23 protein-coding genes are annotated in these 23,254 nt (G+C 64.4%); 15 read left to right on the forward strand and 8 right to left on the reverse strand.

The genetic code is table 11. The annotated features are described in order from the left end of the window. Positions 1 to 88 precede the first annotated feature (88 nt). The 6 genes from JX613_RS10570 (at position 89) to JX613_RS10595 (ending at position 5,711) form a co-directional block, all read left to right on the forward strand. Complete coding sequence (locus tag JX613_RS10570; RefSeq protein ID WP_207101429.1) at positions 89 to 1,969, forward strand: hypothetical protein; 1,881 nt, start codon at positions 89 to 91, stop codon at positions 1,967 to 1,969. 110 nt (positions 1,970 to 2,079) lie between these two features. Beyond that, the gene (gene tnpA / locus JX613_RS10575) at positions 2,080 to 2,484 is read left to right on the forward strand and encodes an IS66-like element accessory protein TnpA (protein ID WP_207101430.1); all 405 of its coding nucleotides are present in this window, start codon (positions 2,080 to 2,082) and stop codon (positions 2,482 to 2,484) included. Further along, positions 2,481 to 2,831 carry an IS66 family insertion sequence element accessory protein TnpB gene (tnpB, locus tag JX613_RS10580; RefSeq protein WP_207101431.1) on the forward strand — a complete coding sequence of 117 codons (351 nt, stop codon included), beginning with the start codon at positions 2,481 to 2,483 and terminating at the stop codon, positions 2,829 to 2,831. Before tnpA ends, tnpB begins: the two co-directional genes overlap by 4 nt. 60 nt (positions 2,832 to 2,891) lie before the next feature. Further along, positions 2,892 to 4,523, forward strand: a complete 1,632-nt coding sequence (gene tnpC / locus JX613_RS10585) for an IS66 family transposase (RefSeq protein WP_207101432.1) — start codon at positions 2,892 to 2,894, stop codon at positions 4,521 to 4,523. Next, a complete protein-coding gene (locus tag JX613_RS10590; RefSeq protein WP_207101433.1) occupies positions 4,523 to 4,822 on the forward strand; it encodes a hypothetical protein in 300 nt (99 codons plus the stop codon). The genes tnpC and JX613_RS10590 overlap by 1 nt, the downstream gene beginning before the upstream one ends. A 358-nt stretch (positions 4,823 to 5,180) precedes the next feature. Then, entirely contained in the window at positions 5,181 to 5,711 is a 531-nt protein-coding gene (locus tag JX613_RS10595) for a thermonuclease family protein (RefSeq protein WP_207101434.1), read from the forward strand. 85 nt (positions 5,712 to 5,796) lie between these two features. Here JX613_RS10595 and JX613_RS10600 read toward each other — a convergent pair whose 3' ends face one another. Then, positions 5,797 to 6,471 carry an SOS response-associated peptidase gene (locus JX613_RS10600; RefSeq protein ID WP_237168501.1) on the reverse strand — a complete coding sequence of 225 codons (675 nt, stop codon included), beginning with the start codon at positions 6,469 to 6,471 and terminating at the stop codon, positions 5,797 to 5,799. A gap of 125 nt (positions 6,472 to 6,596) precedes the next feature. Here JX613_RS10600 and JX613_RS10605 point away from each other — a divergent pair, with 125 nt between their 5' ends. The 4 genes from JX613_RS10605 (at position 6,597) to JX613_RS10620 (ending at position 12,402) form a co-directional block, all read left to right on the forward strand. Continuing rightward, positions 6,597 to 7,358 carry an ImuA family protein gene (locus JX613_RS10605; RefSeq protein ID WP_207101435.1) on the forward strand — a complete coding sequence of 254 codons (762 nt, stop codon included), beginning with the start codon at positions 6,597 to 6,599 and terminating at the stop codon, positions 7,356 to 7,358. Next, the gene (locus tag JX613_RS10610; protein WP_207101436.1) at positions 7,273 to 8,796 is read left to right on the forward strand and encodes a Y-family DNA polymerase; all 1,524 of its coding nucleotides are present in this window, start codon (positions 7,273 to 7,275) and stop codon (positions 8,794 to 8,796) included. Before JX613_RS10605 ends, JX613_RS10610 begins: the two co-directional genes overlap by 86 nt. Continuing rightward, positions 8,793 to 12,095 carry an error-prone DNA polymerase gene (locus tag JX613_RS10615; protein WP_207101437.1) on the forward strand — a complete coding sequence of 1,101 codons (3,303 nt, stop codon included), beginning with the start codon at positions 8,793 to 8,795 and terminating at the stop codon, positions 12,093 to 12,095. Before JX613_RS10610 ends, JX613_RS10615 begins: the two co-directional genes overlap by 4 nt. Positions 12,096 to 12,186: 91 nt before the next feature. Next, positions 12,187 to 12,402, forward strand: coding sequence for a DUF4113 domain-containing protein (locus JX613_RS10620; RefSeq protein ID WP_207101438.1), 216 nt, complete (start codon positions 12,187 to 12,189; stop codon positions 12,400 to 12,402). On the opposite strand, the gene JX613_RS10625 is transcribed toward JX613_RS10620, so the two are convergent. Next, entirely contained in the window at positions 12,389 to 13,030 is a 642-nt protein-coding gene (locus JX613_RS10625) for a hypothetical protein (RefSeq protein WP_207101439.1), read from the reverse strand. The two genes, JX613_RS10620 and JX613_RS10625, sit on opposite strands and share 14 nt — an antisense overlap. Positions 13,031 to 14,024: 994 nt before the next feature. Between JX613_RS10625 and JX613_RS19895 the strand changes: the two genes are divergently transcribed. The 3 genes from JX613_RS19895 (at position 14,025) to JX613_RS10640 (ending at position 16,894) form a co-directional block, all read left to right on the forward strand. Then, positions 14,025 to 14,489, forward strand: a complete 465-nt coding sequence (locus JX613_RS19895) for a DUF3768 domain-containing protein (protein WP_237168502.1) — start codon at positions 14,025 to 14,027, stop codon at positions 14,487 to 14,489. Between the two features lie 260 nt (positions 14,490 to 14,749). Continuing rightward, complete coding sequence (locus JX613_RS10635) at positions 14,750 to 16,627, forward strand: ParB/RepB/Spo0J family partition protein (RefSeq protein ID WP_207101440.1); 1,878 nt, start codon at positions 14,750 to 14,752, stop codon at positions 16,625 to 16,627. Between the two features lie 60 nt (positions 16,628 to 16,687). Then, positions 16,688 to 16,894, forward strand: a complete 207-nt coding sequence (locus JX613_RS10640) for a hypothetical protein (protein ID WP_207101441.1) — start codon at positions 16,688 to 16,690, stop codon at positions 16,892 to 16,894. A gap of 161 nt (positions 16,895 to 17,055) precedes the next feature. Here JX613_RS10640 and JX613_RS10645 read toward each other — a convergent pair whose 3' ends face one another. The 3 genes from JX613_RS10645 to JX613_RS10655 are packed head-to-tail and all read right to left on the reverse strand — an operon-like array spanning position 17,056 to position 17,880. Continuing rightward, a complete protein-coding gene (locus JX613_RS10645) occupies positions 17,056 to 17,199 on the reverse strand; it encodes a hypothetical protein (protein ID WP_207101442.1) in 144 nt (47 codons plus the stop codon). A 10-nt stretch (positions 17,200 to 17,209) separates the two neighbouring features. Further along, entirely contained in the window at positions 17,210 to 17,635 is a 426-nt protein-coding gene (locus JX613_RS10650) for a type II toxin-antitoxin system VapC family toxin (protein WP_207101443.1), read from the reverse strand. Beyond that, positions 17,635 to 17,880, reverse strand: coding sequence for a type II toxin-antitoxin system VapB family antitoxin (locus JX613_RS10655; RefSeq protein WP_207101444.1), 246 nt, complete (start codon positions 17,878 to 17,880; stop codon positions 17,635 to 17,637). Before JX613_RS10655 ends, JX613_RS10650 begins: the two co-directional genes overlap by 1 nt. Before the next feature lie 109 nt (positions 17,881 to 17,989). Here JX613_RS10655 and JX613_RS10660 point away from each other — a divergent pair, with 109 nt between their 5' ends. Together JX613_RS10660 and JX613_RS10665 are read left to right on the forward strand one after the other, a co-directional pair. Next, positions 17,990 to 18,151 carry a hypothetical protein gene (locus JX613_RS10660; RefSeq protein WP_207101445.1) on the forward strand — a complete coding sequence of 54 codons (162 nt, stop codon included), beginning with the start codon at positions 17,990 to 17,992 and terminating at the stop codon, positions 18,149 to 18,151. Positions 18,152 to 18,190: 39 nt separating this feature from the next. Further along, on the forward strand, positions 18,191 to 18,385 hold the full coding sequence (locus JX613_RS10665) for a hypothetical protein (RefSeq protein ID WP_207101446.1): 195 nt from the start codon (positions 18,191 to 18,193) through the stop codon (positions 18,383 to 18,385). 111 nt (positions 18,386 to 18,496) lie between these two features. Here the strand turns inward: JX613_RS10665 and JX613_RS10670 are convergent, their stop codons facing one another. From JX613_RS10670 to JX613_RS10680, 3 genes are all read right to left on the reverse strand, one after another. Next, positions 18,497 to 19,063, reverse strand: a complete 567-nt coding sequence (locus JX613_RS10670) for a recombinase family protein (RefSeq protein ID WP_207101447.1) — start codon at positions 19,061 to 19,063, stop codon at positions 18,497 to 18,499. A 502-nt stretch (positions 19,064 to 19,565) separates the two neighbouring features. Further along, entirely contained in the window at positions 19,566 to 21,668 is a 2,103-nt protein-coding gene (locus JX613_RS10675; RefSeq protein ID WP_207101448.1) for a calcium-binding protein, read from the reverse strand. 362 nt (positions 21,669 to 22,030) lie between these two features. Next, positions 22,031 to 23,245 carry an exonuclease domain-containing protein gene (locus JX613_RS10680; RefSeq protein ID WP_336512293.1) on the reverse strand — a complete coding sequence of 405 codons (1,215 nt, stop codon included), beginning with the start codon at positions 23,243 to 23,245 and terminating at the stop codon, positions 22,031 to 22,033. Between the last annotated feature and the right edge of the window lie 9 nt (positions 23,246 to 23,254).

Raw genomic sequence — 23,254 nt, forward strand, 5'->3', positions numbered from 1 at the left:
CATCTTCGCTCCATAAGGGCTACGATGAGCCAAGAACCCTCCGTCACGCAATCGGCCTAATCTGTTCCATGGGCGCTGACGTCAGACAATGACAAAGCAGTTTGGCCACGTTGATCCTGATGGTGCCAAGGTCGAGATTCGCTACTGGGAGTGCCAAAACGGTCGCATATTCGCACGTCTGCAACTCTGGGGTGCGTCATCAGATCTGACTACGGGGGCAGAGGCAGCACGTATCCTCATGAAACTTCCAGATGATATTTTCTGGTATCCGCAGGATCGCCCTGATGTCCTCCATGCCATTGTCTCCAGTTGGCCAAAGCTAGACAAACTGCAGCGTCATGAGATCGAGCAGCGTCTGTTGACAACCAGCTTCCCGTGGTCGGACGATATGACTGATACACAGGGTCATTCTGCCTACCGTCGCCTTGAATATCTGCACGCTCTGTCAGCGGCAGGCATTAAGTTTTCCTTCGATCTTGCAGCCACAACAAAGGAGCTGTGTAAACTGGCTCCGGATTGGCAGCATGACGCAACAGAAGATGCGATGGCATCGAATGCTCCCAAGGTTCAGAGGGTGATTGAGGACACCGACTATGGGCCCCTTCTTAATATACCGGTCAGTTGCATTCTCGATGTAGCAACCGAGATTGCGGGAGGGCGCCCGCTAAGCAGGTGGGAGTCTGCCTCTTTTAAAGGGCTTTCAGAGGAAAAACCTGTCCGCGCACTTTCTGCTTTGCGGTATTCTGCTGGACAAGGTCAGCTTCTTGACTGGGCGTGGCAGAGCTTTCTTGGGTGTCCGCAACGAGAAAATGATTCACGAAGGCTCGCTTGCGCTATTAGTCATGTACTTTGTCACCTTGAGGCCACAAAGCTCGCCCGCATCGCCTACTCCGTTGCTCATTGGATGGAGGTGCTAAAAGTGCGCCTATATGGCGATGTCGCTGAAATTTTCGACCCACTGTGGAATGCTATACTAATCGCACTGTCGAGAAAATTGTCCGATGAAGCCACCCACCGCAACGAGGGGTGGGCAATGATTGCATTGAATTCCCCGACCGGACGACTAGTAGAGCTTCTGCTGGCTGATCCTTCGTTGCCCAATCTTGCCGACGGCAAAGGTCTTCCCAGTGAGTGGAAGCAACGCGCAGAGCGGTTACTCGTACTACCAGGAGCCTTTCGCTGTCACGCTTTGGTGATGCTAGGCCATCATTTCGTTTACTTATACGCTGCTGATCCGCCATGGATCGAAAAGCTGCTTGTCCCCGCAGTCAACAGCCAGACCGAGGAAGCAGACGCAATCCTGGAAGGATTTCTTTGGGGAGCAAGAGTTCCAAGTCCTGATCTGTTCAGGCAGATCAAGCCAGGTCTGTTAGATCTGGCGAGAGGTCATACGCGCGAGGGACAGCGAGCGGAAAACTTAGCGGGCATTCTGTTTTACGGTTGGGCATTCAATGCTGGTGGCGACTCTGCCGCAGCGCTGATTTCTGATGAAGAGTTTCGCGATGCTCTCATCAATGCAGATGATGATTTCAGAAGGGGTATTCTTCATTATCTTCTGCAATGGAAGGAACAGCATCCCGAGCAGTGGAATGATGTAGTATTGGCATTTTTCCAAAAGGTTTGGCCTCGCCAACGAGCGCTAAAAACGGCGCCTTTATCTCAAGCACTTGTTCTCTTTATTCTTAGAAGCGACGACTTGTTTCCTGAGCTTGTTAGGCTCTTGAAATCGCGTTTGGCGCCCCTGCGTAATGGAGGTGGGTGGCTTTTTGCATTTCAGGTTGAAGAGACTGACGGGCTCGTGAAGAAATATCCGCAAGAAGCCCTTGAACTGCTTTGGGTTTTGCTCCCAGATGATGCCTCGCAATGGTGGTTCGAAATCGACAAAATCCTTTCGTTGCTGGAAGTCAGCTCGGATACAAGAGGCGATCCTAGGCTTTCCGAGATACGTCGTCGTCTTGCGCGATACTGAGTAGTCTTGGGACCGCACAAAGGATACCAGAGTCGAAAATCCCGTTTTTTCGTATTCCTCCGGTGAAGGCCGCCTGACGGGTTTAGCGCTTGAGTGATAGCTCCGACCTTATGCGCGACCTTAAATTCGAACCCCCGATTGAAGTTTTGTCCGCGGCGGACGGTGTCCGCCGGCGACATTGGAGCGATGCGGACAAGGTCCGGATCGTCGAGGAGAGTTTGACCGGAAAGCGGCAGGTGAGTGCCACGGCAAGACGGCATGACATTTCGCGGTCTCTGCTCACGGTCTGGCGCCGACAATACCGCACCGGGGAGCTTGGTGGCGACCGTTTGCCCTCCTTTATGCCACTGACGGTTTCTGCCGAGTTGCCAGGCACGATGTCCCCAAGGCCTGTGCCCCCGAACCCGGAAGCCCGGGTAGAGATTGCCCTGAGGAATGGACGCCAGCTTGTTGTGCCGGCCAACGTGGACCCGGAGGCGCTGGCCCGGCTCCTTTCCGTGGTAGATGGCCGATGATCGCGTTTCCGGCGGGAGTGACTGTCTGGATCGCGGGCGGCGTCACCGACATGCGGCGAGGCATGAACACGCTGGCGCTGCAGGTTCAGCAAGGGCTCGGGCGGGATCCGCATGCGGGCGAGATATTCTGCTTCCGAGGGCGCCGTGGCGATCTGGTAAAATTGATATGGCATGACGGCGTCGGAATGTCGCTCTATATGAAGCGGCTAGAGGCAGGGAAGTTTATCTGGCCATCGAGCGGATCGAGCGAAGCGGTTCAGGTATCAGCGGCGCAGCTCGCCTATCTTCTCGAAGGCATTGACTGGCGAAATCCACGTTGGACACAAAGACCCGCAAAGGCAGGATAATACAGCTTTATTTGCAGTTTTTGCGTAGGCCTGCCCCCGTCGGCGTGGTAAGGTCCTGCCATGTCTGGGACCGCCTCCGAGCTCGAACAACTGCGCGCCGCGCTCGCCGCTGCCGAGGGGCGCGCTGCAGCTGCCGAGGCTGATCTCGCACAGGTCCGTGCGGTGGTCTCGACCTCGGAAGCGATGATCGCGGGGCTCAAGCTCGAGATCGCGCTGCTCCGCCGCGACAAGTACGGCCGGAGCGCGGAACGCACTGCCCGGCTCATCGACCAGCTGGAATTGCAGCTCGAGGAACTGGTGGCCAACGCCGCAGAGGACAACGCCCGGGCCGAACAGGCAGTGGGGCAGACACAGGTCGCGGGCTTTGAGCGACGCAAGCCGGTGAAGAAACCCTTCCCCGACCACCTGCCGCGCGAACGGGTGGTGATCGAGGCGCCGGCCGCCTGCAGCTGCTGTGGTTCCGGTCGCATCGTGAAGATGGGCGAGGACATCACCGAGACGCTGGAGGTCATCCCTCGGCAATGGAAGGTGATCCAGACGGTCCGCGAGAAGTTCACATGTCGGGCTTGTGAGAAGATCAGCCAGCCCCCGGCGCCGTTCCACCCCATTCCGCGGGGATGGGCCGGACCCAGCCTTCTGGCAATGATCATCTTCGAAAAGTACGGCCAGCATCAGCCCCTGAACCGTCAGGCAGAGCGGTATGCCCGGGAAGGCGTGGAGCTAAGCCTCTCGACGCTGGCCGACCAGGTCGGCGCCGTGACCGCATTGCTGGAACCTTTGCAGGCACTGATCGAGGCGCATGTCCTGGCCGCCGAACGCCTTCATGGAGATGATACAACGGTACCGCTTCTTGCCCGCGGCGGAACAAAGACCGCGCGGCTCTGGACCTATGTTCGCGATGACCGCCCCTTCTCCGGGACCGCCCCGCCGGCGGTTGTCTTCAAGTTCTCCCGCGATCGGGCGGGCGAACATCCACTTGGGCATTTGAAGGGCTGGCAAGGCATCCTGCAGGCCGACGCCTATGCCGGATACAACCAGCTCTACCAGGGTAATCGCAAGCCGGGCCCTGTTCTGCCCGCGCTATGCTGGTCGCATGCGCGCCGCAAGTTCTTCGAGCTTGCCGATGTCGAGGGCAACATCCGCAAAGGCAAGTCGCCTGAAGACATCTCGCCGATCGCCTTTGAAGCGGTGAAACGGATCGACAGGCTGTTCGAAATCGAGCGCGAGATCAGCGGCCTTGATGCCGCTGCCCGTCTGGAGGCGCGCCAGCGTCTGTCGGCGCCACTGGTGGGCGAACTGGAAGCATGGCTGCGGTCCGAACGGGCGCGGCTCTCGAAACATGCCAAAGTCGCCAAAGCGATCGATTACCTTCTGTCGACTGCGCACTGGCCCGGGTTCACCCGATTCCTTAAGGACGGCCGGGTTTGCCTCAGCAACAATTGCGCGGAGCGTTCGCTGCGTGGCGTGGCTCTCGGCAGGAAATCATGGCTCTTCGCTGGCTCCGAGCGCGGTGGCCACCGCGCCGCCGCCATGTACGCGCTGATCGGCTCGGCGAAGCTGAACGGCATCGATCCGCAGGCCTGGCTGGCCGATGTCATCGCTCGCATCGCCGACCTGCCGGTCTCGCGGCTGCCTGAATTGCTTCCATGGAACTGGAACCAGCCCGAAGGCCGGTCAGCCGAGGCCGCCTGATGGCCCGCGTCACGCATCTCCTTGCTCTCGATGAAGTCGCCAGGAGGATCGGCGAGAACCGCGAGCTCATCGAGATTGTCAGCGCCAATTCCGACAACATCGACTACGGCGAGATGATCTGGGTCGACAACGGTACCGAGGAAGGGATCAAGGCCTTCACAGACCGCGGCATCGAATGCCTGCAGGAGCTTATCGCAGGCATCCGCACCTGGGAGGGAGGGGTCCGCGAGTTCCTGCGTGACGAGCAATGCGAGCCCGACGTCATCGAACGCATCATGGCCGACGAGAGCAGGTGCTGAGGCAAGACGGTCCTCGGCGTAGCCTTACGTTTTTTCTGCCTTGCATCTTCAATAACCGGGATCTCGGCACGTCGTCCTTCCATATTTAGCGCGATTGTCCAGCAAACGGTGGTTCCCTGATCGGCCGAAAGCACGCCGAGCGGAAAACGCGTGCGCCTCTGCGTCCTTAACCCTTCTTTTACCCCTGTCAGGCATCCTTTTGCACGTTATGAACCTCCAGGCGTAGCCTGGAGCCGACGACAGGACAGGCGGATGGCACACCAGGGACGCAAGGCGGAAGCAAGGATCCCGACCCTGCTGCACCTTTCGCTGGGCCAGCCTTCGCGCCCCGAGAGGTCCTTTCTTCAATGGTGACGACATGATCGGCTTTCTCTTGCGGCTTTTCCGGTCGACCTCACGGCGCTCGCGCCCGCGCCGCCCGTTCCCTGCGCCGGCCCGGCCTCGAACCGAACCCGGCCGGCCTCGGCCGGCCGCGCCGCAGCTCCGGGCCGGCCAGGTCCTGGAGGGCCGCTGCCATGTCATCGACGGCGACACGATCGTCATCGCCGGCACTCACATCCGGCTGGCCGGCATCGACGCGCCGGAGCTCGATCAGCCCTATGGCCAGAAGGCGAAGTTCGCGATGATCGCCTTGTGCAAGGGCCAGACCGTCCGGGCGATCCTGACCGAAGGCATGACCTACGAGCGCGTCGTCGCGAAATGTCTTCTGCCGGATGGGACGGACCTGTCGGCCGCCCTGGTCGCGCAGGGACTGGCCCTCGATTGGGCCAGGTTTTCAGGAGGAAGCTATCGGCATCTCGAGCCGGATGGAGTCCGCAAAAAATTGTGGCGCGTCGATGCCAAGCACAAGGGTCGGCTCAAGATGGAGGCGTCCCAAACCCGCGGTTGAAAGCGTTCGACAGCCGCAGGTCCGGCGGGCCGGGGTGTTTCACCCACCGCCATCGCGACGCAAAGACAGTTGGCCTGCAACGGCGCTACGCCACGACCACAAGGTTCTCCTCCGCCAGCGGCCTTTGCAGGACCTGCGCCTTTTCCCAATCCGCCGTCATCCACATCTCGATCTCGTCCTTGCTGGTCAGGATCACCGGCATGGCCTTGGGGTGGATCGGCTTGACCACCGCGTTCGGCTCGCAGGTCAGGAAGGCGAAAAGGTGATGCTCGCCGGGACGCGGCGTCTTCATCGAGCCGCGGACCCCTCGCCACGGCGTCCAGAGGCCCGCGAAAAAGAACAGGGGCCGGCTCTCGTCCAGGGCGAACCAGTGCAGCGGCTTGCGTCTGGTCACCGGATCAGGCTTTTGGCCATATTCCGAGAAGGCGGTTGCCGGCACCAGGCAGCGGTGTTCCACGGTCAGCCAGCGGCGCCAATGCGGACTGGCGGTGTTGCGGATGTTGGTCACGCCGGTATCGGGCGCATCCTTCGTCTTCAGGAACTGCGTCGGCGTGGGCATGCCCCAGGTCAGCCGGGCCAGCTCGCGCCCTTGGGCCGTGTTGCGCACCACCGGCGCGGGCCGGTCGGGATAGACGTCGAGGTCCGGCTCCAGGTTGCCCAGGCTGTCCTGCATCACCCGCGCCATGTCGCGGATCGCCTGCTGGTTGGTGGTCAGGTTGTAGAGGTTGCACATCGCGGACTCCGTAGTTTTCAGCAGCATAACGCAGCCCGGCAGATCAGATATCCCCAGTTCAATACCTTGCTGGGATTGACAGCCTCTGCCTCTTTGGAACAAAACAGGAACATACCTGTTCGTTTTCAACCTCGCGGGAGCTTCTTTCTGTCATGTCTGCCCGGTCCTCCACTCCTGCCATCGCCGCCCTGCGTCAGCAGATCGCGGCCATGGAAGGTGACGGTGGACGGTCGCGTGGTGCCCTGCCCTTTGGCCTGCCCGATCTGGACCGCCGCCTGCCGGGGGGCGGCTTGGCGCTCGGCTGCCTGCACGAGGTGGCGGGCGGCGGCAATGGCGCGGTGGACGGAGCGGCTGCCGCCTGCTTTGCGGCCGGGATTGCTGCGCGTCTGCCGGGACAAGTGCTCTGGTGCGTCACGCAGGCGGATCTCTTCGCCCCCGGCCTCGAGCAGGCGGGCCTGGGCCCGGACCGGGTGATCTATGTGGAGGCCGGCGACGATGTCTCGGTGCTGGCCTGCATGGAGGAAGGGCTGCGCCATGGCGGGTTGGGCGCGGTGGTCGCCGATGTGGCGCGGCTGTCGATGACCGCCTCGCGCCGGCTGCATCTCGCGGCCAAGGGGTCCGGCACCACCGGCATTGCCTTGCGCCGCTGGCGCAGGCAGCAGGATGCGTCCGACTTCGGCCAGCCGACTGCGGCCATGACCCGCTGGCGGGTGTCCGTTTTGCCCTCGGCCGCCCTGCCCGTCCCCGGCGTGGGCCGCCCCCGCTGGCTGATCGAGCTGATCCGGGCACGGGCGGGCGAATCCTTCGATCTGGAACTGGAGGCGTGCGATGGCACGGGTCATCTCGGTCTTCCTGCCGCTGTGGCCGACCGATCGGTTGCGGCGGCAGGCGGACGACACGGCGCCTTCGCGTGACGCGCCACTGATCCTGGCGGGCCGGGTCGGCAGCCGCCGCGTGGTCACCGCCGCCGACAGGATTGCGCAGCAGCAAGGCCTGCACACCGGCATGCCGGTCAGCAAGGCCCAGGCCCTGGTCCCGGGCTTGCAGGTCCTGCCTGCTTCTCCTGACGATGATGCGGCCAGCCTTGAACGGCTGGCACTGTGGGTGCTGCAACGGTTTTCGCCGATTGTTGCCGTCGATCCGCCGGACGGCATCGTCATCGACTCGACCGGCGCCGATCATCTGCATGGCGGCGAGGCAGCCATGCTGGAGGCGCTGATCGGTCGGCTGATGATGTCGGGCCTCACCGCGCGGGCTGCCATCGCCGAGACCTGGGGGGCCGCTCATGCCCTGGCCCGGCATGGGCCTGAGCCGCTGCATGTGGCTGAGGTGGGTACGGCCGAGACCTTGCTCGCTCGTCTTCCTCTCGAGGCCCTGCGGCTGCCACTTGCGACGCTGGCCAGCCTGCGCACCCTGGGCTTTGCCTGTATCGCCGATCTGCTCCATCAACCCCGTGCGCCGCTGACCCGGCGGTTCGGCCCGGACCTCTGCCGCAGATTGGATCAGGCGCTTGGCTATGTTGCTGAGCCCATCGAGCCGCTTCGTCCGACCGAACTCGTCGAGGTGCGCCGCAGCTTTGCCGAACCGATTGCCGCCGCGGAGACCATCGCCCGCTACATCGGCAAGCTGGTGGTCCAGCTCTGCGCTGCGCTTGAGGAGCGCGGCCTGGGCGCCCGCAGGCTGGATCTCCTCTGCTGGCGGGTCGATGCCCATGTGCAGACCGTGCGCGTGGGTTTGGCCAAGCCGCAGCGTGACCCGCAACGGCTGACGCGGCTCCTCTGCGAGAAGATCGAGACCATCGCGCCGGGCTTTGGTATCGAGGTCCTGTCGCTGACCGCCGTGATGGTGGAGTCGCTGGAGGCCCGGCAAGTGGCCAGCTCGCTTCTGGAAACCACCGCACCTGATCTGTCCGGTCTGGTCGACGTGCTGGCGAACCGCGTGGGCGCACGGGGCGTCTACCGCATGGCCCCTGTTGCCAGCGACGTTCCGGAGCGCTCCGTCACCCGCGTCGCGCCCTTGTCCGATCCTGTGGGCGTCGGCTGGCCCGATCACTGGCCGCGGCCCGCGCGCCTGCTGCCCTGGCCCGAGCCGATCGAGACGGTGGCGCTGCTGCCCGACCATCCGCCAGTTTGGGTCACTTGGCGCGGCATCCGCCGCAAGGTGGCCCGCGCCGATGGGCCCGAGCGGGTCTTCGGCGAATGGTGGAAGCGCGACGCCGAATTGATTGCCGTGCGGGACTACTTCTGCATCGAGGATGAGGCCGGCGAGCGCTACTGGGTGTTCCGGGCCGGCGACGGTGAGAACGCAGGGACCGGCTCGCACCACTGGTTCCTGCACGGGGTGTTCGGATGACCGGACCGCGCTATGCCGAATTGCAGGTGACGTCGCAGTTCAGCTTTCTCAGGGGAGCATCTTCGGCCGAGGAACTGTTCGCCACCGCGGCGGCTCAGGGCTTCGAGGCGCTTGCCATCACCGATCGCAATTCCCTGGCCGGCATCGTCCGCGCCTGGGAGGCGGCAAAGACCACGAATGTCCGGCTGATCGTCGGCTGCCGCCTGGATCTGGCTTGCGGCACGTCGCTGCTGGTTTATCCGACCGACAGGGCCGCTTATGCCCGGCTCTGCCGGCTGCTGACCTTGGGCAAAAGCCGCGCCGGCAAGGGCAAGTGCCATCTGGAATGGTCCGACCTTAATGACTATGCCGAGGGCTTAATCGCCGTGCTGATGCCGGACATGGCGGACGACACCTGCGCGCTCCGCCTGCGCCGGCTGCACGATGTCTTTGGCGACCGCGCCCATCTGGCCTTGACCCTGCGCCGCCGTCCCAATGACCAGCTGCGGCTGCATGAGCTTTCCACCATGGCCGCGCGCCTGCGGGTGCCCACTGTCGTCACCAACGACGTGCTCTATCACGAGCCCGGACGGCGCATCCTGCAGGATGTGGTCACCGCCATCCGCCACAACACGACCGTCGAAGCCTTGGGCTTTCGCCGCGAGCGCCATGCCGACCGGTATCTGAAGCCGCCCGCCGAGATGCACCGGCTCTTCTCGCGCTACCCTGAGGCCCTGGCACGGACCGGGGAGATCGTGTCCCGCTGCCGCTTCTTGCTGGACGAGTTGCGCTACCAATATCCCGAGGAGCGAGACGATCCCTCCCTCACCCCGCAGGAGACGCTGGCGCGGCTGACCTGGGAGGGCGCGGCGTGTCGCTATCCCGAGGGGGTGCCCGACGAGGTGAAGGCATCTCTGGTCCATGAGCTGCGCCTGATCGCCAAGCTGGACTATGCGCCCTACTTCCTCACCGTCCACGCCATCGTCCGATTTGCCCGCTCCCGCGGCATCCTCTGCCAGGGCCGCGGCTCGGCCGCGAACTCCGCGGTCTGCTATGTCCTGGGCATCACCGCCATCGATCCGGGCCGAAACGATCTTCTCTTCGAGCGGTTTGTGTCCGAGGAACGCCACGAGCCGCCCGACATCGACGTGGACTTCGAGCACGAGCGCCGCGAGGAGGTGATCCAGTGGGTTTATAAGACCTATGGGCGGGAACGCGCCGCGCTGTGTGCCACGGTGATCCGCTACCGCGCCAAGGGCGCGCTGCGTGACGTGGGCAAGGCCATGGGCCTGCCTGAGGACCTGATCCAGACGATCTCCGGCCAGATCTGGGCCTGGTCCGAGGAGGGCGTCAGCGACGAAGAGATCCGCGAGCTGAACCTGGACCCCACTGACAGGCGTCTGCGGCTGACGCTGGAGCTGGCCCGGCAGCTCATGGGCTTTCCCCGGCATCTTTCGCAGCACCCGGGCGGGTTTGTGCTGACCCAGGATCGTCTGGATGATCTGGTGCCAATCGAGCCCGCCGCCATGGAAGACCGGCAGATCATCGAATGGGACAAGGACGACATCGACGCGCTCCGCTTCATGAAGGTCGATGTGCTGGCGCTCGGCATGCTCACCTGCATGGCCAAGGGACTGGCGCTCATCGAAGCGCACAAGGGCGTCTCCCACGACCTGGCCTCCATCCCGGCCGAGGACCCGCGCACCTATGCGATGATCAGGAAGGCCGACACGCTCGGCACCTTCCAGATCGAGAGCCGGGCGCAGATGGCCATGCTGCCGCGGCTGAAGCCCAGGACCTACTATGACCTCGTGGTGCAGGTGGCCATCGTCCGTCCTGGCCCCATCCAGGGCGACATGGTCCACCCCTACCTGCGCAGGCGCGAGGGCAAGGAGCCGGTCGACTATCCCACCTCTGAGCTGGAAAAGGTTCTGGGCAAGACCCTGGGCGTGCCCCTCTTCCAGGAGCAGGCCATGCGGGTCGCGATCGAGTGCGCGGGCTTCACCCCCGGCGAGGCGGACATGCTGCGCAAGTCCATGGCCACCTTCAAGTTCACCGGCGGCGTCTCGGCCTTCAAGGACAAGCTTGTCACCGGCATGGTCACCCGCGGCTACGAGCCCGCCTTCGCCGAGCGCACCTTCCGCCAGCTCGAGGGCTTCGGCTCCTACGGCTTTCCCGAGAGCCATGCCGCCTCCTTCGCGCTCGTGGCCTATGCGAGCGCGTGGCTGAAGTGCTGGCACCCGGATGCGTTCTGTGCGGCGCTGCTGAACAGCCAGCCCATGGGCTTCTATGCCCCGGCGCAGATCGTCCGGGATGCTCAGGAGCACGACGTCGAGATCCGGCCGGTCTGCGTCAATGCCTCCCGCTGGGATTGCACACTGGAGCCGACCGGCAGGCCCGAAGACGAGGGCAGCCGCTTTGCCGTGCGCCTCGGGCTCCGGATGATCAAGGGTCTGGCCAACGCTCATGCCGCAACCATCATCGCGGACCGGGCGGATCAGCCCTTCGCCTCGGTGGAGGACCTCTGGCGCCGGGTCCGCGTGCCGATCGCCAGCTTGACCCGCATTGCCGAGGCGGACGGGTTCAGGCCTTCGCTCGGCCTTTCCCGCCGCGCGGCTCTCTGGACGCTGAAGGGGCTCGCGCCCGAGGAACTGCCGCTCTTTGCCGCAGCACGGAAAGCGGCAGAGGGGCAGGATGACGACGCAGGAGCGGAAGCAGAGGGGAGAGAACCGGGCGTTGCCCTCCGGGCGATGACCCTGGGCCGCGAGGTGGTGGAGGACTATGGCCATACCGGCCTCAGCCTGCGCCGGCATCCGGTGTCGTTCCTGCGCGAGCGCCTGACACAGCGACGCATGGTCACCTGCGCCGAGGCCATGGCCAGCCGGGATCGCCGCTGGTGCGTGACCGCCGGCCTGGTCCTGGTCCGGCAGCGGCCCGGGTCGGCCAAGGGGGTGATGTTCATCACGCTGGAGGACGAGACGGGCATCGCCAACCTCGTGGTCTGGACCAAGGTCTTCGAGGCGCATCGCCGGATCGTCCTTGGCGCGGGCATGATCGGTGTGCAGGGGCGCATCCAGCGCGAAGGCGAGGTGGTCCACTTCGTGGTGCATCGGATCGAGGATATGTCGAAGGAACTTTCGAGTGTCGGAGCACGGGGCACCGTGTTTCCCCTGCCCCATGGCCGGGGCGACGAGTTCCACCGTGGTAGTCCGGCTCCGGATCCGCGCAGTCCGGCACCCGACGGACCCCGGCCGCGCGACATGTTCGTCCGTGACCTGCATCTCGACACGATCCAGGTGAAGGGGCGGGATTTTCGGTGAAATCCTTGGTCGACGTATCCTGTAGACGGGTAGAAGAAAGCATGCAGCAGGGTGCTGACGCAGGCCGTCACCGCCCATCCAAGCCGCGCGGTTGCCCGAGGTCGCCCGGCCGGCCCCACTGTTTCCACCGGAACGGCCGCGCGACGCCCACCTAACCGACGCGCGCGATGCGATCAACGACCGCTTCGGCACGAAGACGATGGTGCCGGCGCGCGAGGGCTTCTCCGGTGAAGGGCGCTTGCGCGCCGATCACCGCGTGCCCCTCCATACCACCTGGATCAGCGAGTTGTCGGTCAGACCGATCTGAGGCGGGGAGGAGACCCGGCACGTTCGGGCTTGAAGAGTTTTCGGCTGAAGGCTCGCAAAGCCGTTCGCGCGGCCTCATGATCACTTGAACCGGGCGTCCAGCGGGTCAGAACCCCAAGCATTATCTTGGTGATGACGCCAAAGAGATAAGTATGGCTCATGGCCCGCAGCATGATCAAGTCTTCGTCCGGATCGAGATAGCCTTCCTCTCGCGCAAGTTGCATGAGCTTCAGGATGAGATAATGGACCGATCGCTCATACTGCAGAAGGCGAGGATGCGCTTCAAACACGGCGCGGGGCATTTCCTCAATGAGCCGGAACTCCTGGGGGTACAGATGAGCCCAGTCAATGTACGCAAAGGCAATCTTCTCCAGCTGATCGACCGGCGATGAGCATCCCGCCATTTGTTGGGTGATCGTATGCAGCAACCGTTGCAAGGCTACATCCGCCATAACCACAAGAAGATGGTCGCGGTCGAAAATAACCGTCTTCAGCTGCTCTTTCTCAACTCCGAGCGCCTTGGCAATCACTTTCAACCGCGGCAACTTGCCCGTCTCGGAAACGATCTGGCTGGCTGTAGCAATGGCGGCCGACAGCAGATGTTGTCCAGGCTGAGGAGTGACACTCATGACGTTTAATGGCGGATTGAGAGGTATGGCTATTATTTTCGCATAAAGCCTTTCAGGTAAAATCAAAATTGATGAAAACAGTTATCACGACTTTTGGACTAAAGAGTCCAGGCCAGTTGTCCCCAGATCAAAGGGATGCTCCTGTCGTCTCGGCCGCCCGTCCTAAAGGACCGTGATCACGGCTGCGGCCGGCTGCAGCAACCTTGTCCCGAGCCTGGATCCCTGCACCTCCCTTGCAGTCTTTCCCGCGCCGTCCGTCCCGTCCCGAGCCAGCCTGCAAGGGACGCAACAGGCAGTCAGGCGGTCCAGTTTCAGCCCTTTGGTGACAATCGCTTGCGGGGGTAGCCCGGTTGTCCAGCCTCGTGCCGCAACGACCTTGGGAGTGGAGGCGGGAGGCCGCAGCAGGCTGTAAGCGAGACCATAGGGATCGAGCGTCAGCCTGTGGTCAACCGGGCGGGCAGCCGGGCCAGACCTATCCACAAGGCGGCTCGCGTCCCTTCGCTTTTTGGACAGCGCGTTCCGCTCGCCGCCCTGCAAGGCCCGCCGCCCGTAAAGGGCGGCAGGCTGGATAGCTCTGGCCCAAGGCAGGATTATCGGAGACCCCCGCTGTCGCAGGGATCGTATCAAAGGCGCGTGGCCGCGCCTGCCGGGGGGATTCGGACAAGCCGAACGCCCCCGGCCTTCCTTGGGCCACGCGCGAAGGGCGCGTGTCCGCCTGGGAACCGCCGGTTCCCCCGCGCAAGGCCGCGCGCTTGACGGGAGCGAGGGGTTTCCCCGGCCTTCCTGCGCCTTTGGCTTCGTGCAGACCGGGCGATCCCCCTCCCCTCGCCCCCTACGCGCAACCTTGCGCGGGCCCCCCTCCTGCACTCGCCGTGAGGCAAGGCTTCAGGAGAGGCGCCGCTTCGCGGTCCTCGCCTGAACCCCCGCCCGATCATCGGGCAGCCCGACCAAGGCACAGACCACGGCGGGACCGTTGCAGAAAAAGGAGAACGTGATGAACACCGAAACCCTGAACACCTATGTCTGCGGCTACTGCGCGGCCGAACAGTCGGCCGAAGACGGTCCCTGCACCTGCCCCCATTGCGGCCATTTCGGCCCGATGCGGGACTTTCCGACCCGCCAGGTCCTGACCACCGCCCGCCAGAACGACGCCTTCCGTGCGGGCATGGTCGTGGGCGGATGCCCCTTCCCCGGCAGCGTGGTCGTGACCTCGGGCGTCAGCGACCGGGGCCGGGACTTCGTGACGGGCGCGATCCTTGCCGCTGCCTTCGACCGGGACTTTTGCGAGGACAACGACCCCTATGGCGACCGCAGCTTCGGCATCGTCACCGTGCAGGGCGAACGGCTCTACTGGAAGATCGACTACTACGACGCCGACCAAGAGCAGGGGTCCGACGATCCGAGCGATCCGGGCCGCACCCACCGCGTCCTGACCATCCTCTTTCCGTCCGAATACTGACGGGCCCGAGATCGGCCCGCTCCGCTCCGGGCGGGCCGATACCCCAGAACCCCCAACGAAAGGTCAGGTGAAAACAGCATGATAGAATGGCAAGCCGCCCGTGTCGCGGAAGCGTGGGCGCTTGTCAGGAAGGGCGACTCCTTTGGCATCGGACGCCGCTTCCTGATCCAGCACAAGGCCATCTGATGGCCCGTCCTGCCCCCCAAAAGGGGCAGGACACCCATAACCCGGAACCACCGTTGCACACAAGGAAATCAGCTATGTCCAAGACCAATGTGACCCCGTTCGCCCGCGAGGCCCGCCCCATCGAGGCCCCCGCCGTCGAGGGTATCCCGCTTCAAGACCTCTACCTGTCCGACATGAACCCGCGTCAGGAAGCCGACCCCGAAGGCATCGCCCTTCTGGCCGACAGCATCGCCATGATCGGCCTGATCCAGCCTATCGCGGGCTTGCGCGACGAGGCCGGAACGGTGGGCGTCGTGGCCGGTGGCCGCCGCTGGCGCGCGATCAAGCTGGCGCTTGAGCGCGACCCCGACCTGATCGCCCATCGCCCGGAACTGGCCTTCGTTCCGGTCCGGCTGGCCCCGGATGCCGCCACCGCCCGCGCCTGGGCGGCGGTCGAGAACACCGCCCGCGAGGATCTGCACCCCGCCGATGAAATCCGCGCCTTCGGACGGATGCGCGAGGGCGGCGCGGACGTGCCGACCATCGCCCGGACCTTTGGGCTGACCGAGGCGCATGTCTATCGCCGCCTTGCGCTTGCCGCCCTGCCCGCGCCGGTTCTGGATGCGCTCAAGGCAGGCGAGATTACCCTTGGCGCGGCCAAGGCGCTCACCGTGGCCGAGGACGAGGCCCTTGCCCTTACCGTTCTGGACCAGATCAGGGGCCGCGAGATCAGCGAACATCGCATCAAGCAGATGGTGCAGCCCGACGCCATCAACGCCGGAAGCGACCGCCGCGCCCGCTTTGTCGGCATCGACGCTTACCGCGCCGCTGGCGGCAGGATCAGCGCCGACCTCTTTGCCGACGCGACCCTGTTGCACGACACCGACCTTCTGGACCGGCTGTTTGCCGAGGCGCTGGATGCGGCGGCAGAGGCCATGGAGGCCGAATGGGCTTGGACCGAGACGCTGACGGAGGCGTGGGTGCCCTATGGCATGGCGGAGAAGCTGGCCCGGCTCTACCGCATCGAGGGCGAGCTGACCGACGATCAGACGGAACGCTACGACGAACTGGCGGAACTGGCCGAGGCCGACGCTCTGGACGAGGACGGGCAGTCCGAACTGGACGCTTTGCAGGCGATCCTCGACGGCGATTTTTCCGACGAACAGCGCCGGTTCGGTGGCTGGTTCCTCTGCGTCGGACAGGACGGCACGATCAAGACGGAAGGCCCCTATGTCCGGCCCGAGGACCGCGCCCGCGCCATCGAGGCTGGGGTGCTGACCGGCCACGCCGCCCGACCGATCGAGGGGACTAAGGCCGATGCGCCCAGATCGCCATACTCCGGGGCGCTTGTGGCGGACTTGAAGGCCATGCGCACCGCCGCCGTTCAAGGCGCGATGCTCGACAAGCCGGAACTGGCGCTTGACCTTCTGGCCTACACCTTCGCCCAGAAATGGGGCGGGCCGCTGGCCGTCCGCACGGACGAAAGTCTGATCACGCCCGCGACGGAAACCGGCTTTGTGCCCGATCCGCGTCTGCTTGGCCGCGAGGACGAAGGCGAGAACGAGAACGCCGCGCCCGATGCTGACCCGTTCGATGCCTTCCGAGCCAAGGGCAAGAAGCACCGCAACGCCGTTCTGTCGTTGGCCCTCGCCCGCAGCCTCAAATACAGCGACCGCAATCCGATCTTCGCGGCGGTCGAGGCCGAGGCGAAGACTAACATTCGGCAGGTCTGGACACCCACCGCCGAGAACTTCTTTGCCCGCGTAAACGCCAATTATCTCGACGCGCTGCATCTGGACCTCACCGGCTGCAACCCGCAGGGCAACGGCTTCAAGGCGTTCAAGAGCCAGAAGAAGGGCGAGAAGGCGGCGGACATGGAACGGCTGTTCCTTGATGCCGACTATCAGGCCGCATGGCGGATCGACGCCGAGAAGAAGGCCCGCATCGCCGCCTGGGTGCCGGATTGCTTCTGATCCGATAGCAAACCGGGGCGGGTCGGCCCGCCCCGGTCCACCAACAGGGAGAGTTGCATCATGACCCCACATCCCATGGGCGATCAAGACCCGACGCCCGAGCAGATCGCGGCGCTGCGGGCCTACCGCGACCGGCACGGCAGACGCTGGAAAAGCCGCCTTCTGGCCGAATGGCTTTCCGCAACCGGTGAGGAAGGGCCGGACCTGCGCCAGGTGCGCAACATCTTCGGTCCGTCCTGGCTGCTGGATTACCGTCTGCCCGATTGAAAACCCTTTCCTTCCTGCAACGGAGGATCACTCGGCCCCGCTTCGGTGGGGCCATTCTTCTTGCGTGGTCCAGTAGTCCCGCCCGGCCAGGAGCTGCGCCCCTGCCCGGCCAGGACGTTGCGCTTCTCGCGGAGCCGCTGCGCGGCAGCAGCGTTGAGCCATCATGCCGGGCGCAGCCTGGTGGTTCCTTTCCCGGCCAGTAGCGCGGAACATGCCGCGTCCGAGGCCGCACCGAAGGGCCGAGGATCATCATGCAGATCGGCCCAGGCATGACCGGTCCAGAATGTCGCGACGTACAGCGTCATGACTGTTTCCTCACGCCAGATCGGTTTGCGGAAAGTCCGCGCCCTTGTAAAGAAGCGGCACATGGTAGGCTTTCGCGCAGGCATAGGACAGCGCGTCGCCCAGGTTTAGTTGCGCCGGATGGCCGACCACCTTGCCGTAGATCGACAGGGCTTCGATCGCCGCCTTGCCCATCCCCGTGGTGATGTGCATGTCCTGCGCGTCGACCGCTGCGAAAAAGCCGTCGACCAGTTCGCCCGCTTGGGCGAAGTCCTCGGCTGTCGCCGGTCCCTTGCCGCGCGCCTGCACGCGGGTCCGAACCAGGGCAAGCGTGGCCTCGATCCGCACGACCGGCGAGAAACGCAGCGGTCCCCGCGCGACCTCCATCGCCTTCATCAGACCGATTGCTTCCGGTTCGTTCAACAGCACCGCCACCACGGCACTCGCGTCCAGAAACATCAGCTCTCGCCCCACTGCTCGTCGAAGAACGGCTTCAGATCCCCGCCGGTGCTGACGAAGCCCGCCTCGGTCGCGCGGTGCTGAAGCTTCGCTAACCGATCCGGGAGCTTTTCCTGGTTGGCCAGCATCTTCAACTGGTCGGACAGCGCCCGGCGCACCGCCTCGGTTTTGCTGGTCAGCCCTGTGACCGCAAGATACTGTTCAACCAGCGTATCGACCGCAGGATCCTTGATGTAAAGGGTCATGGTATATCCTTTCAGTATTGATAGTATATACCAATAACTATATAATGTAAGTGTCGAAGCAACTGTCAATTGCCTGCCATTATGACTAAAGTCAGCGAGGAGGCTGAAGATGAATACGGTGATGGTTCCCCTTGCCATTTTCTGGATAGGCTGGCTCGTCCTCTCTGTCATAGGCAGCGTGTTCAATCGCGTGAAATGGTCTACAACCGTCATGGTCGCTGCCGGCGGCGTCCTGTTCATTGCAGAGGTGATCTGGCTGACCGGCAGATGAGGTCGGCCAGACGTTCCTCGAAACCGGAGGTGGAATGAAATGGCCGTCTTCACGATAGCGGCTTATGTCATCAATGCGGCCCTTGTGTTGCTCAGCCTCATCGGCCTGATCTTCAACCGTGTTTCAAAGCCTACAGGCATTGCAGGACTTTGCTGCGGCATTCTCATGATCATCATTCTGATGCAGGCTCCATCCCTGCTTCTTAACTGGATCGGGCCGTCGCCCGTCCGCTGACCGTGCCTGCGGCCGCACCCTTGTTCGGGCTGGCGGCTGGTGCCTGCCTGACTCGTCCCGAGCCAGCCATGCCCTTGCCGGTCCTGGTCGCCCTGCACCGCCCGTCCGCCGTCAGTCCGGCGCCAGATCCGACACCGGCAACGTCCGGTAGAGCGTGGCCGGATGGCAGCGCACAAGCGCCGCCGCCTGGCGCACCGACTTGCCCTTGCCGATCAGGTCCGCCGCCAGTTCTTTCTGATCTGCGGTGAGCTTGGGCTTGCGTCCAAACCGCACGCCCCGCGCCTTGGCCGCGGCGCGCCCGGCGCTCGTGCGCTGATAGATCAACGCGCGCTCGAACTCGGCCATCCCCGCAAAGACCGTCAACACCATCCGGCCGGCCGGCGTCGTCGTGTCCGCCCACGGCTCGGCCAAGGACCGCAGGCCCGCGCCTTTCTCGTTCAGCGTCTCGGCGATGTCGAGAAGATCGCGCGTGGACCGGGCCAGCCGGTCAAGCCGCGTCACCACTACCACGTCATCCTCGCGCAACTGGTCCAGCATCCGCGCCAGCTCGGGCCGGTCGCGTTTCGCGCCCGACACCTTTTCCTCGAAGATCCTGCGGCAGCCCGCTGCCTCCAGGGCGGCGCGTTGCAGCCGCAAGTCCTGGTCCTCGGTCGAGACGCGCGCATATCCCATCAGCATGTCGCAGATATGTCTCGAAATGAAACAGATATGCAACAGATATTTGCGACAGCGAAACGTCAGCAAACAGGCGCTGTTGCCAGCCGTCGCGGAACTTAGGACTTCCGCGACAAAATTGTTGGCATCCCCCTATCCCCAGTCGGTCGACGCCGCCGACTCAGCCTGGTTGTCCAGCCCCAGACTCAGCCTGCCCAATGCGGGCCGGGTCGGGGCCGAAGCAGGCTCGCGCGAGACCCCACGAGTCGAGCAAGTGTTTGTGGGCAACCGGACAGGGAGTGGCAGGAACACGGCCATCACACCGCGCTTCATCATGGTGGAGAGGACATGGTCCAAATCGACCCTGCCGGGCGGACGCAAGACTGCTCGAAGATCGAGGCCAGTCCAGAGAGCGCTGTCGGGTTCGGCCGTTGTCCGCGCTATCCGGTCGGGAGATGTCAGCCCAGAGCCCCCGGCATCCAGCCGTTCCGTTTCCCGGTCGCCGCGCCGCGGGTGGCCTTTCCGATCACAGCAGCAGGTCGCCTGCGCCAAGCCCCGTCGTGCCTTGAAGGACGATCTGCATGTCGGGCCGGGCGTCGCCGTTGATGTCGACCGCGACCACGCGGCCCGTCGCGCCAGCCGTGACCCAGACGCCATGGGCCAAGGGACGCGCTCCGCCCCAGGCAAAGACCTGGTTTCCGGCAAGGCCGGGATCGGCGTCGATGGCCGACAGCGCGATCTTGTCGATGCCGCGCTCGAAACCCACGATGCGGTCTGCGCCCGCGGCCCCGGTCCGGGCATCGGCGGCTGTTGCGAACACGAAGGTGTCGCGGTAGGCGTCGCCGGTGGCGGACAGGCTGCCCCACAACACGTCGGTCCCGGTACCGCCCGTGATCCAGTCGGCCCCGTCGCCGCCCAGGATGCGGTCGTTCCCCCCGCCCCCGTTCAATCGGTTCGCCCCGGCGTTTCCGGCAAGAACATCCTTGCCCGCGCCGCTTGTGATGTTCTCGACGCCAATCAGCCGGTCGGTGCCCTGGCCGGTGTTCTGCAGCCCTGTTGCCGCCAGCCGCACCGTCACCGCCGCCGCGCCGGAAAAGACGGCCGTATCGACACCCTGGCCGCCGTTCAGGACATCGTTTCCCGCCCCGCCCTGCAGCAGGTCGTTGCCGCTGCCGCCCGCCAGCCCGTCGTTCCCGCTGTCGCCCGTCAGCGTGTCGTTGCCAAGCCCGCCATCCAGAACATCATCGCCAACATCGCCGCGCAGGCGGTCATGGCCGCCGACGCCCCAGAGCCGGTCGTCGCCCCCGCCGCCATCGATGACATTGGCCCGCCCGTCGCCCGTCAGTCGGTCGTTCCCGCCAAGCCCTGCAAGCGTGCCGGTTGCGTCCACGGTCCTGATGTCATCGCCCGCCGTGCCGCGCCCAAAGATGCGCATGGCGACGCCTTCGTGGTCGGTGTCGATGCTCTCGCTCATGTAGGTGACGACGAAGCCGCCGCCGTGCAGCGCCGCCACCTCGGGCGATTCCTGGTCGTCGTAACTGAAGCCGTTCGAGCTGATCTCGAATGCGGCGGTCAGGGGCGTGCCCGCAACCGTAAACAGCCGGCCGAAAACGTCGAGGCCGTCGCCGGTATCGGGACCATAGGTGGACCAGGTCACCAGGATCTCGCCCGTGGCAAGCTGGGTCAGGCTGGCGTCTTCGAAGCTGTGCGACGGGATATGGACGGCCGGCCTCAGCAGGATGCGGTTGCCCGCCGCCGTATAGGTCGCCAGCATCAGGAACCGGCCATCCAGCGTATCGTTGTAGCGGAAGGCATAATCCTCGGCCACGACGGCAAAGCCGCCGTTTGTCAGTGCAGCGACATCATAACCCGAGTTCTGTTCCGACCCTGCGCTGCCGGTGGTCTGCAGCAGATGGAAATCGCTGCGAAGGGGGCGCCCGTCCGCCCCGAACAGGCTGGCGCGGACGTCGTTTATGCCCGCGCCGCCGTTGTCGATGGTCGCCTCGGACCCCCAGATGACGATGCTGCGTCCGTCGGCCAGGGTCGCGGTGCGGGTCACGAGCTGGTCGAACTCTTTGACTTGCGTGTTCAACAGCAGATCGCCGCTGATCGCCTGTCCGTTGGCGTTGTAATGCCGAATGCGCACGTTGTCGAAGGTCGGGCTGCCCGACGCGTCGATCCCCCAGCTTAGGGAAAAGCCGCCGTCGCCGCGGGCCACGACTTCGGGGGAAACCACGCGAAAAGACGGCATCACATCGGCCGCGATGACGACTGAACGGGCCGAACCGTCCGCGTTGAACACTTGCGCCCGTGTGCGCAAACCGTTGCTGAAGATGTCGTCCTCGTCGGTAAAGCTCCAGGTGACGACGTAGCCGCCGTCTTTCAGAACCGCGATGCTGGCATCGGCCGACCGGGTGTCGTCGTATGCGCTGATAACCGTTTCCGGCCCGCGAAGCCGTCCATCGGCATAGTACCGCTGGGCCGCGACATAGGTGAAGTTCAGGTCGGTATCATCATAGTTGTTGTAGTACCCCTCGTAGACGATGATCCAGCCGCCGTCCGGCAGGGCCGCGACATGCGGGTTTCTTTGCCAGTTTTCCTGATAATCGTTGACCCGATACTCGACCATCCTGCACGACCCCCGCCCCGATCCCGTCAAAGGTTAACACAGCCGACGGGGCAAGGCTATCGGTAAGGTCCATCTCGTACCGGACTGTTCAGGCAGCGGATACCGCCCGAGCCCGTCAGCCCGGTTGTCCAGCCCCCGCCCTGGCGGGGGCCGGAGCAGGCCCGCGCGAGACGCCCAGGGGTCGAGCAAGGGCCTGTGGTCAACCGGGCGGGCAGGTGCGGGACGCGGCAAGACCTTTCCACAAGGCGGGTCGTTTCCCTTCGCTTCGTGAGGGACGCGTCCAGCTCGCCGCTGGCAAAGTCTGCCACCTGCAGCGGACAGAGGAGAATGTCCTTGCAGGGGAGTGTGCGGACATCCCGGCCTTAAGCGGGGCGGGGCTGCAGGATGACCCGATAGCGGTAGGGGCCAATCTCCTCGACCAAAACCAGGTCCCCCGCGCGCGCACCGTTCCGCTCGAAAAAGGAACGGACCCATCCGCGTTTCCGAAAGAACCGCTTCTTGCCGTCGAGATCCGTCATCACGGCTGCCCCACCACCCCAGTTGATGGCGATCTCGCGCCGGGCAACGGACGCGCGATTGGAACCGCCGATGGCATCTTCGGGGAACCTCTCGAAGAAGTTTCTCAGGTAGATGTGGCTGTGCTCGATATTTGCTGACGTGATCTCGGTCACCCCGATGGTCCGGGACGGGCTGGGGCACACAAGGGGCATAGGCAAATTTTTCTGTGCGACAGGTGCCAGGATGACCGGCAAAGGGTCATCGTCATCGATCAGGTCGAGATCCTCTCCATGATCGATTGATGGATGGCGTGACCGTGGAGCTTCCTGTTCCACCGGGGACCGCCAGCCTTCGGCCCGCAGGACGACCTCGGCAGCGGCGCGGGCGTCCTCGCCAGCATCGTGGTGCTGGAAAACGAGACCGAGATGCCGCTTGAGGCTGGCAAGGCCATGACCGCCCTTGCCGCGCAACTCGGGCCAGGCCCGACGCGCGACATAGACGCTGTCGCGCCACTCCCATTCGGGCACCGGCAGATCGGCATTGCCGCATGCGGCCGCGACGGCGCTGCGATCAAAGCCGGAATGCTGGTAAACAGTCTGTCCGCGAAGCGCGTCACGCAACAGGGGCAGAACCTCTGCAAAAGTCGGCGCGCCTCGCACCGTCCTGGCGCTGATCCCGTGGAGGGAGGTGAACACCCACCGGTCGACCTGCGGGTCGACATAGGTCATCCAGGTCTCGACCGAATTGTCCGGGCGCACGCAGGCCACGCCAATCTGGCAGATGCTGCCGCGATCATGGGTCGCCGTCTCGACATCAAGGGCGACGAAGCGAAACGGACCCTTCGGAAAGGGCTTCAGATGACACTGCCGTGCGGGCGCAGCCTCCTGCTGCATCGGCACGCCAACCAAGACGCTCGATCCTCCATGGAACCGGGTACGCTGCCGCTCGATGGCCGCCAGCTCGTGCGTCCCCCACCTCAGACGGCGCAGCGTGGCATCGACCAGATCGGTCGGCTCCTCATAGACATCCATCCTGCGCCGGTTCCAGGCGGTGGCATGATCCGGCGCGAGCGCGATCACCTCGGCTTC

The sequence above is a fragment of the Paracoccus shandongensis genome, assembly GCF_017315735.1.
GTDB classification, from domain to species: domain Bacteria; phylum Pseudomonadota; class Alphaproteobacteria; order Rhodobacterales; family Rhodobacteraceae; genus Paracoccus; species Paracoccus shandongensis.

Bases quoted from the DNA above. Each gene is read 5' to 3' on its own strand.
- tnpA (WP_207101430.1), top strand. From the start codon at position 2,080: ATGCGCGACCTTAAATTCGAACCCCCGATTGAAGTTTTGTCCGCGGCG.
- tnpC (WP_207101432.1), top strand. From the start codon at position 2,892: ATGTCTGGGACCGCCTCCGAGCTCGAACAACTGCGCGCCGCGCTCGCC.
- JX613_RS10650 (WP_207101443.1), bottom strand. From the start codon at position 17,635: ATGTTTCTGGACGCGAGTGCCGTGGTGGCGGTGCTGTTGAACGAACCG.
- JX613_RS19895 (WP_237168502.1), top strand. From the start codon at position 14,025: ATGAACACCGAAACCCTGAACACCTATGTCTGCGGCTACTGCGCGGCC.
- JX613_RS10595 (WP_207101434.1), top strand. From the start codon at position 5,181: ATGATCGGCTTTCTCTTGCGGCTTTTCCGGTCGACCTCACGGCGCTCG.
- JX613_RS10590 (WP_207101433.1), top strand. From the start codon at position 4,523: ATGGCCCGCGTCACGCATCTCCTTGCTCTCGATGAAGTCGCCAGGAGG.
- JX613_RS10675 (WP_207101448.1), bottom strand. From the start codon at position 21,668: ATGGTCGAGTATCGGGTCAACGATTATCAGGAAAACTGGCAAAGAAAC.
- JX613_RS10625 (WP_207101439.1), bottom strand. From the start codon at position 13,030: ATGAGTGTCACTCCTCAGCCTGGACAACATCTGCTGTCGGCCGCCATT.
- JX613_RS10570 (WP_207101429.1), top strand. From the start codon at position 89: ATGACAAAGCAGTTTGGCCACGTTGATCCTGATGGTGCCAAGGTCGAG.
- JX613_RS10610 (WP_207101436.1), top strand. From the start codon at position 7,273: ATGGCACGGGTCATCTCGGTCTTCCTGCCGCTGTGGCCGACCGATCGG.
- JX613_RS10660 (WP_207101445.1), top strand. From the start codon at position 17,990: ATGAATACGGTGATGGTTCCCCTTGCCATTTTCTGGATAGGCTGGCTC.
- JX613_RS10605 (WP_207101435.1), top strand. From the start codon at position 6,597: ATGTCTGCCCGGTCCTCCACTCCTGCCATCGCCGCCCTGCGTCAGCAG.
- JX613_RS10600 (WP_237168501.1), bottom strand. From the start codon at position 6,471: ATGCTGCTGAAAACTACGGAGTCCGCGATGTGCAACCTCTACAACCTG.
- JX613_RS10615 (WP_207101437.1), top strand. From the start codon at position 8,793: ATGACCGGACCGCGCTATGCCGAATTGCAGGTGACGTCGCAGTTCAGC.
- JX613_RS10670 (WP_207101447.1), bottom strand. From the start codon at position 19,063: ATGCTGATGGGATATGCGCGCGTCTCGACCGAGGACCAGGACTTGCGG.
- JX613_RS10665 (WP_207101446.1), top strand. From the start codon at position 18,191: ATGGCCGTCTTCACGATAGCGGCTTATGTCATCAATGCGGCCCTTGTG.
- tnpB (WP_207101431.1), top strand. From the start codon at position 2,481: ATGATCGCGTTTCCGGCGGGAGTGACTGTCTGGATCGCGGGCGGCGTC.
- JX613_RS10645 (WP_207101442.1), bottom strand. From the start codon at position 17,199: ATGACGCTGTACGTCGCGACATTCTGGACCGGTCATGCCTGGGCCGAT.
- JX613_RS10655 (WP_207101444.1), bottom strand. From the start codon at position 17,880: ATGACCCTTTACATCAAGGATCCTGCGGTCGATACGCTGGTTGAACAG.
- JX613_RS10635 (WP_207101440.1), top strand. From the start codon at position 14,750: ATGTCCAAGACCAATGTGACCCCGTTCGCCCGCGAGGCCCGCCCCATC.
- JX613_RS10640 (WP_207101441.1), top strand. From the start codon at position 16,688: ATGACCCCACATCCCATGGGCGATCAAGACCCGACGCCCGAGCAGATC.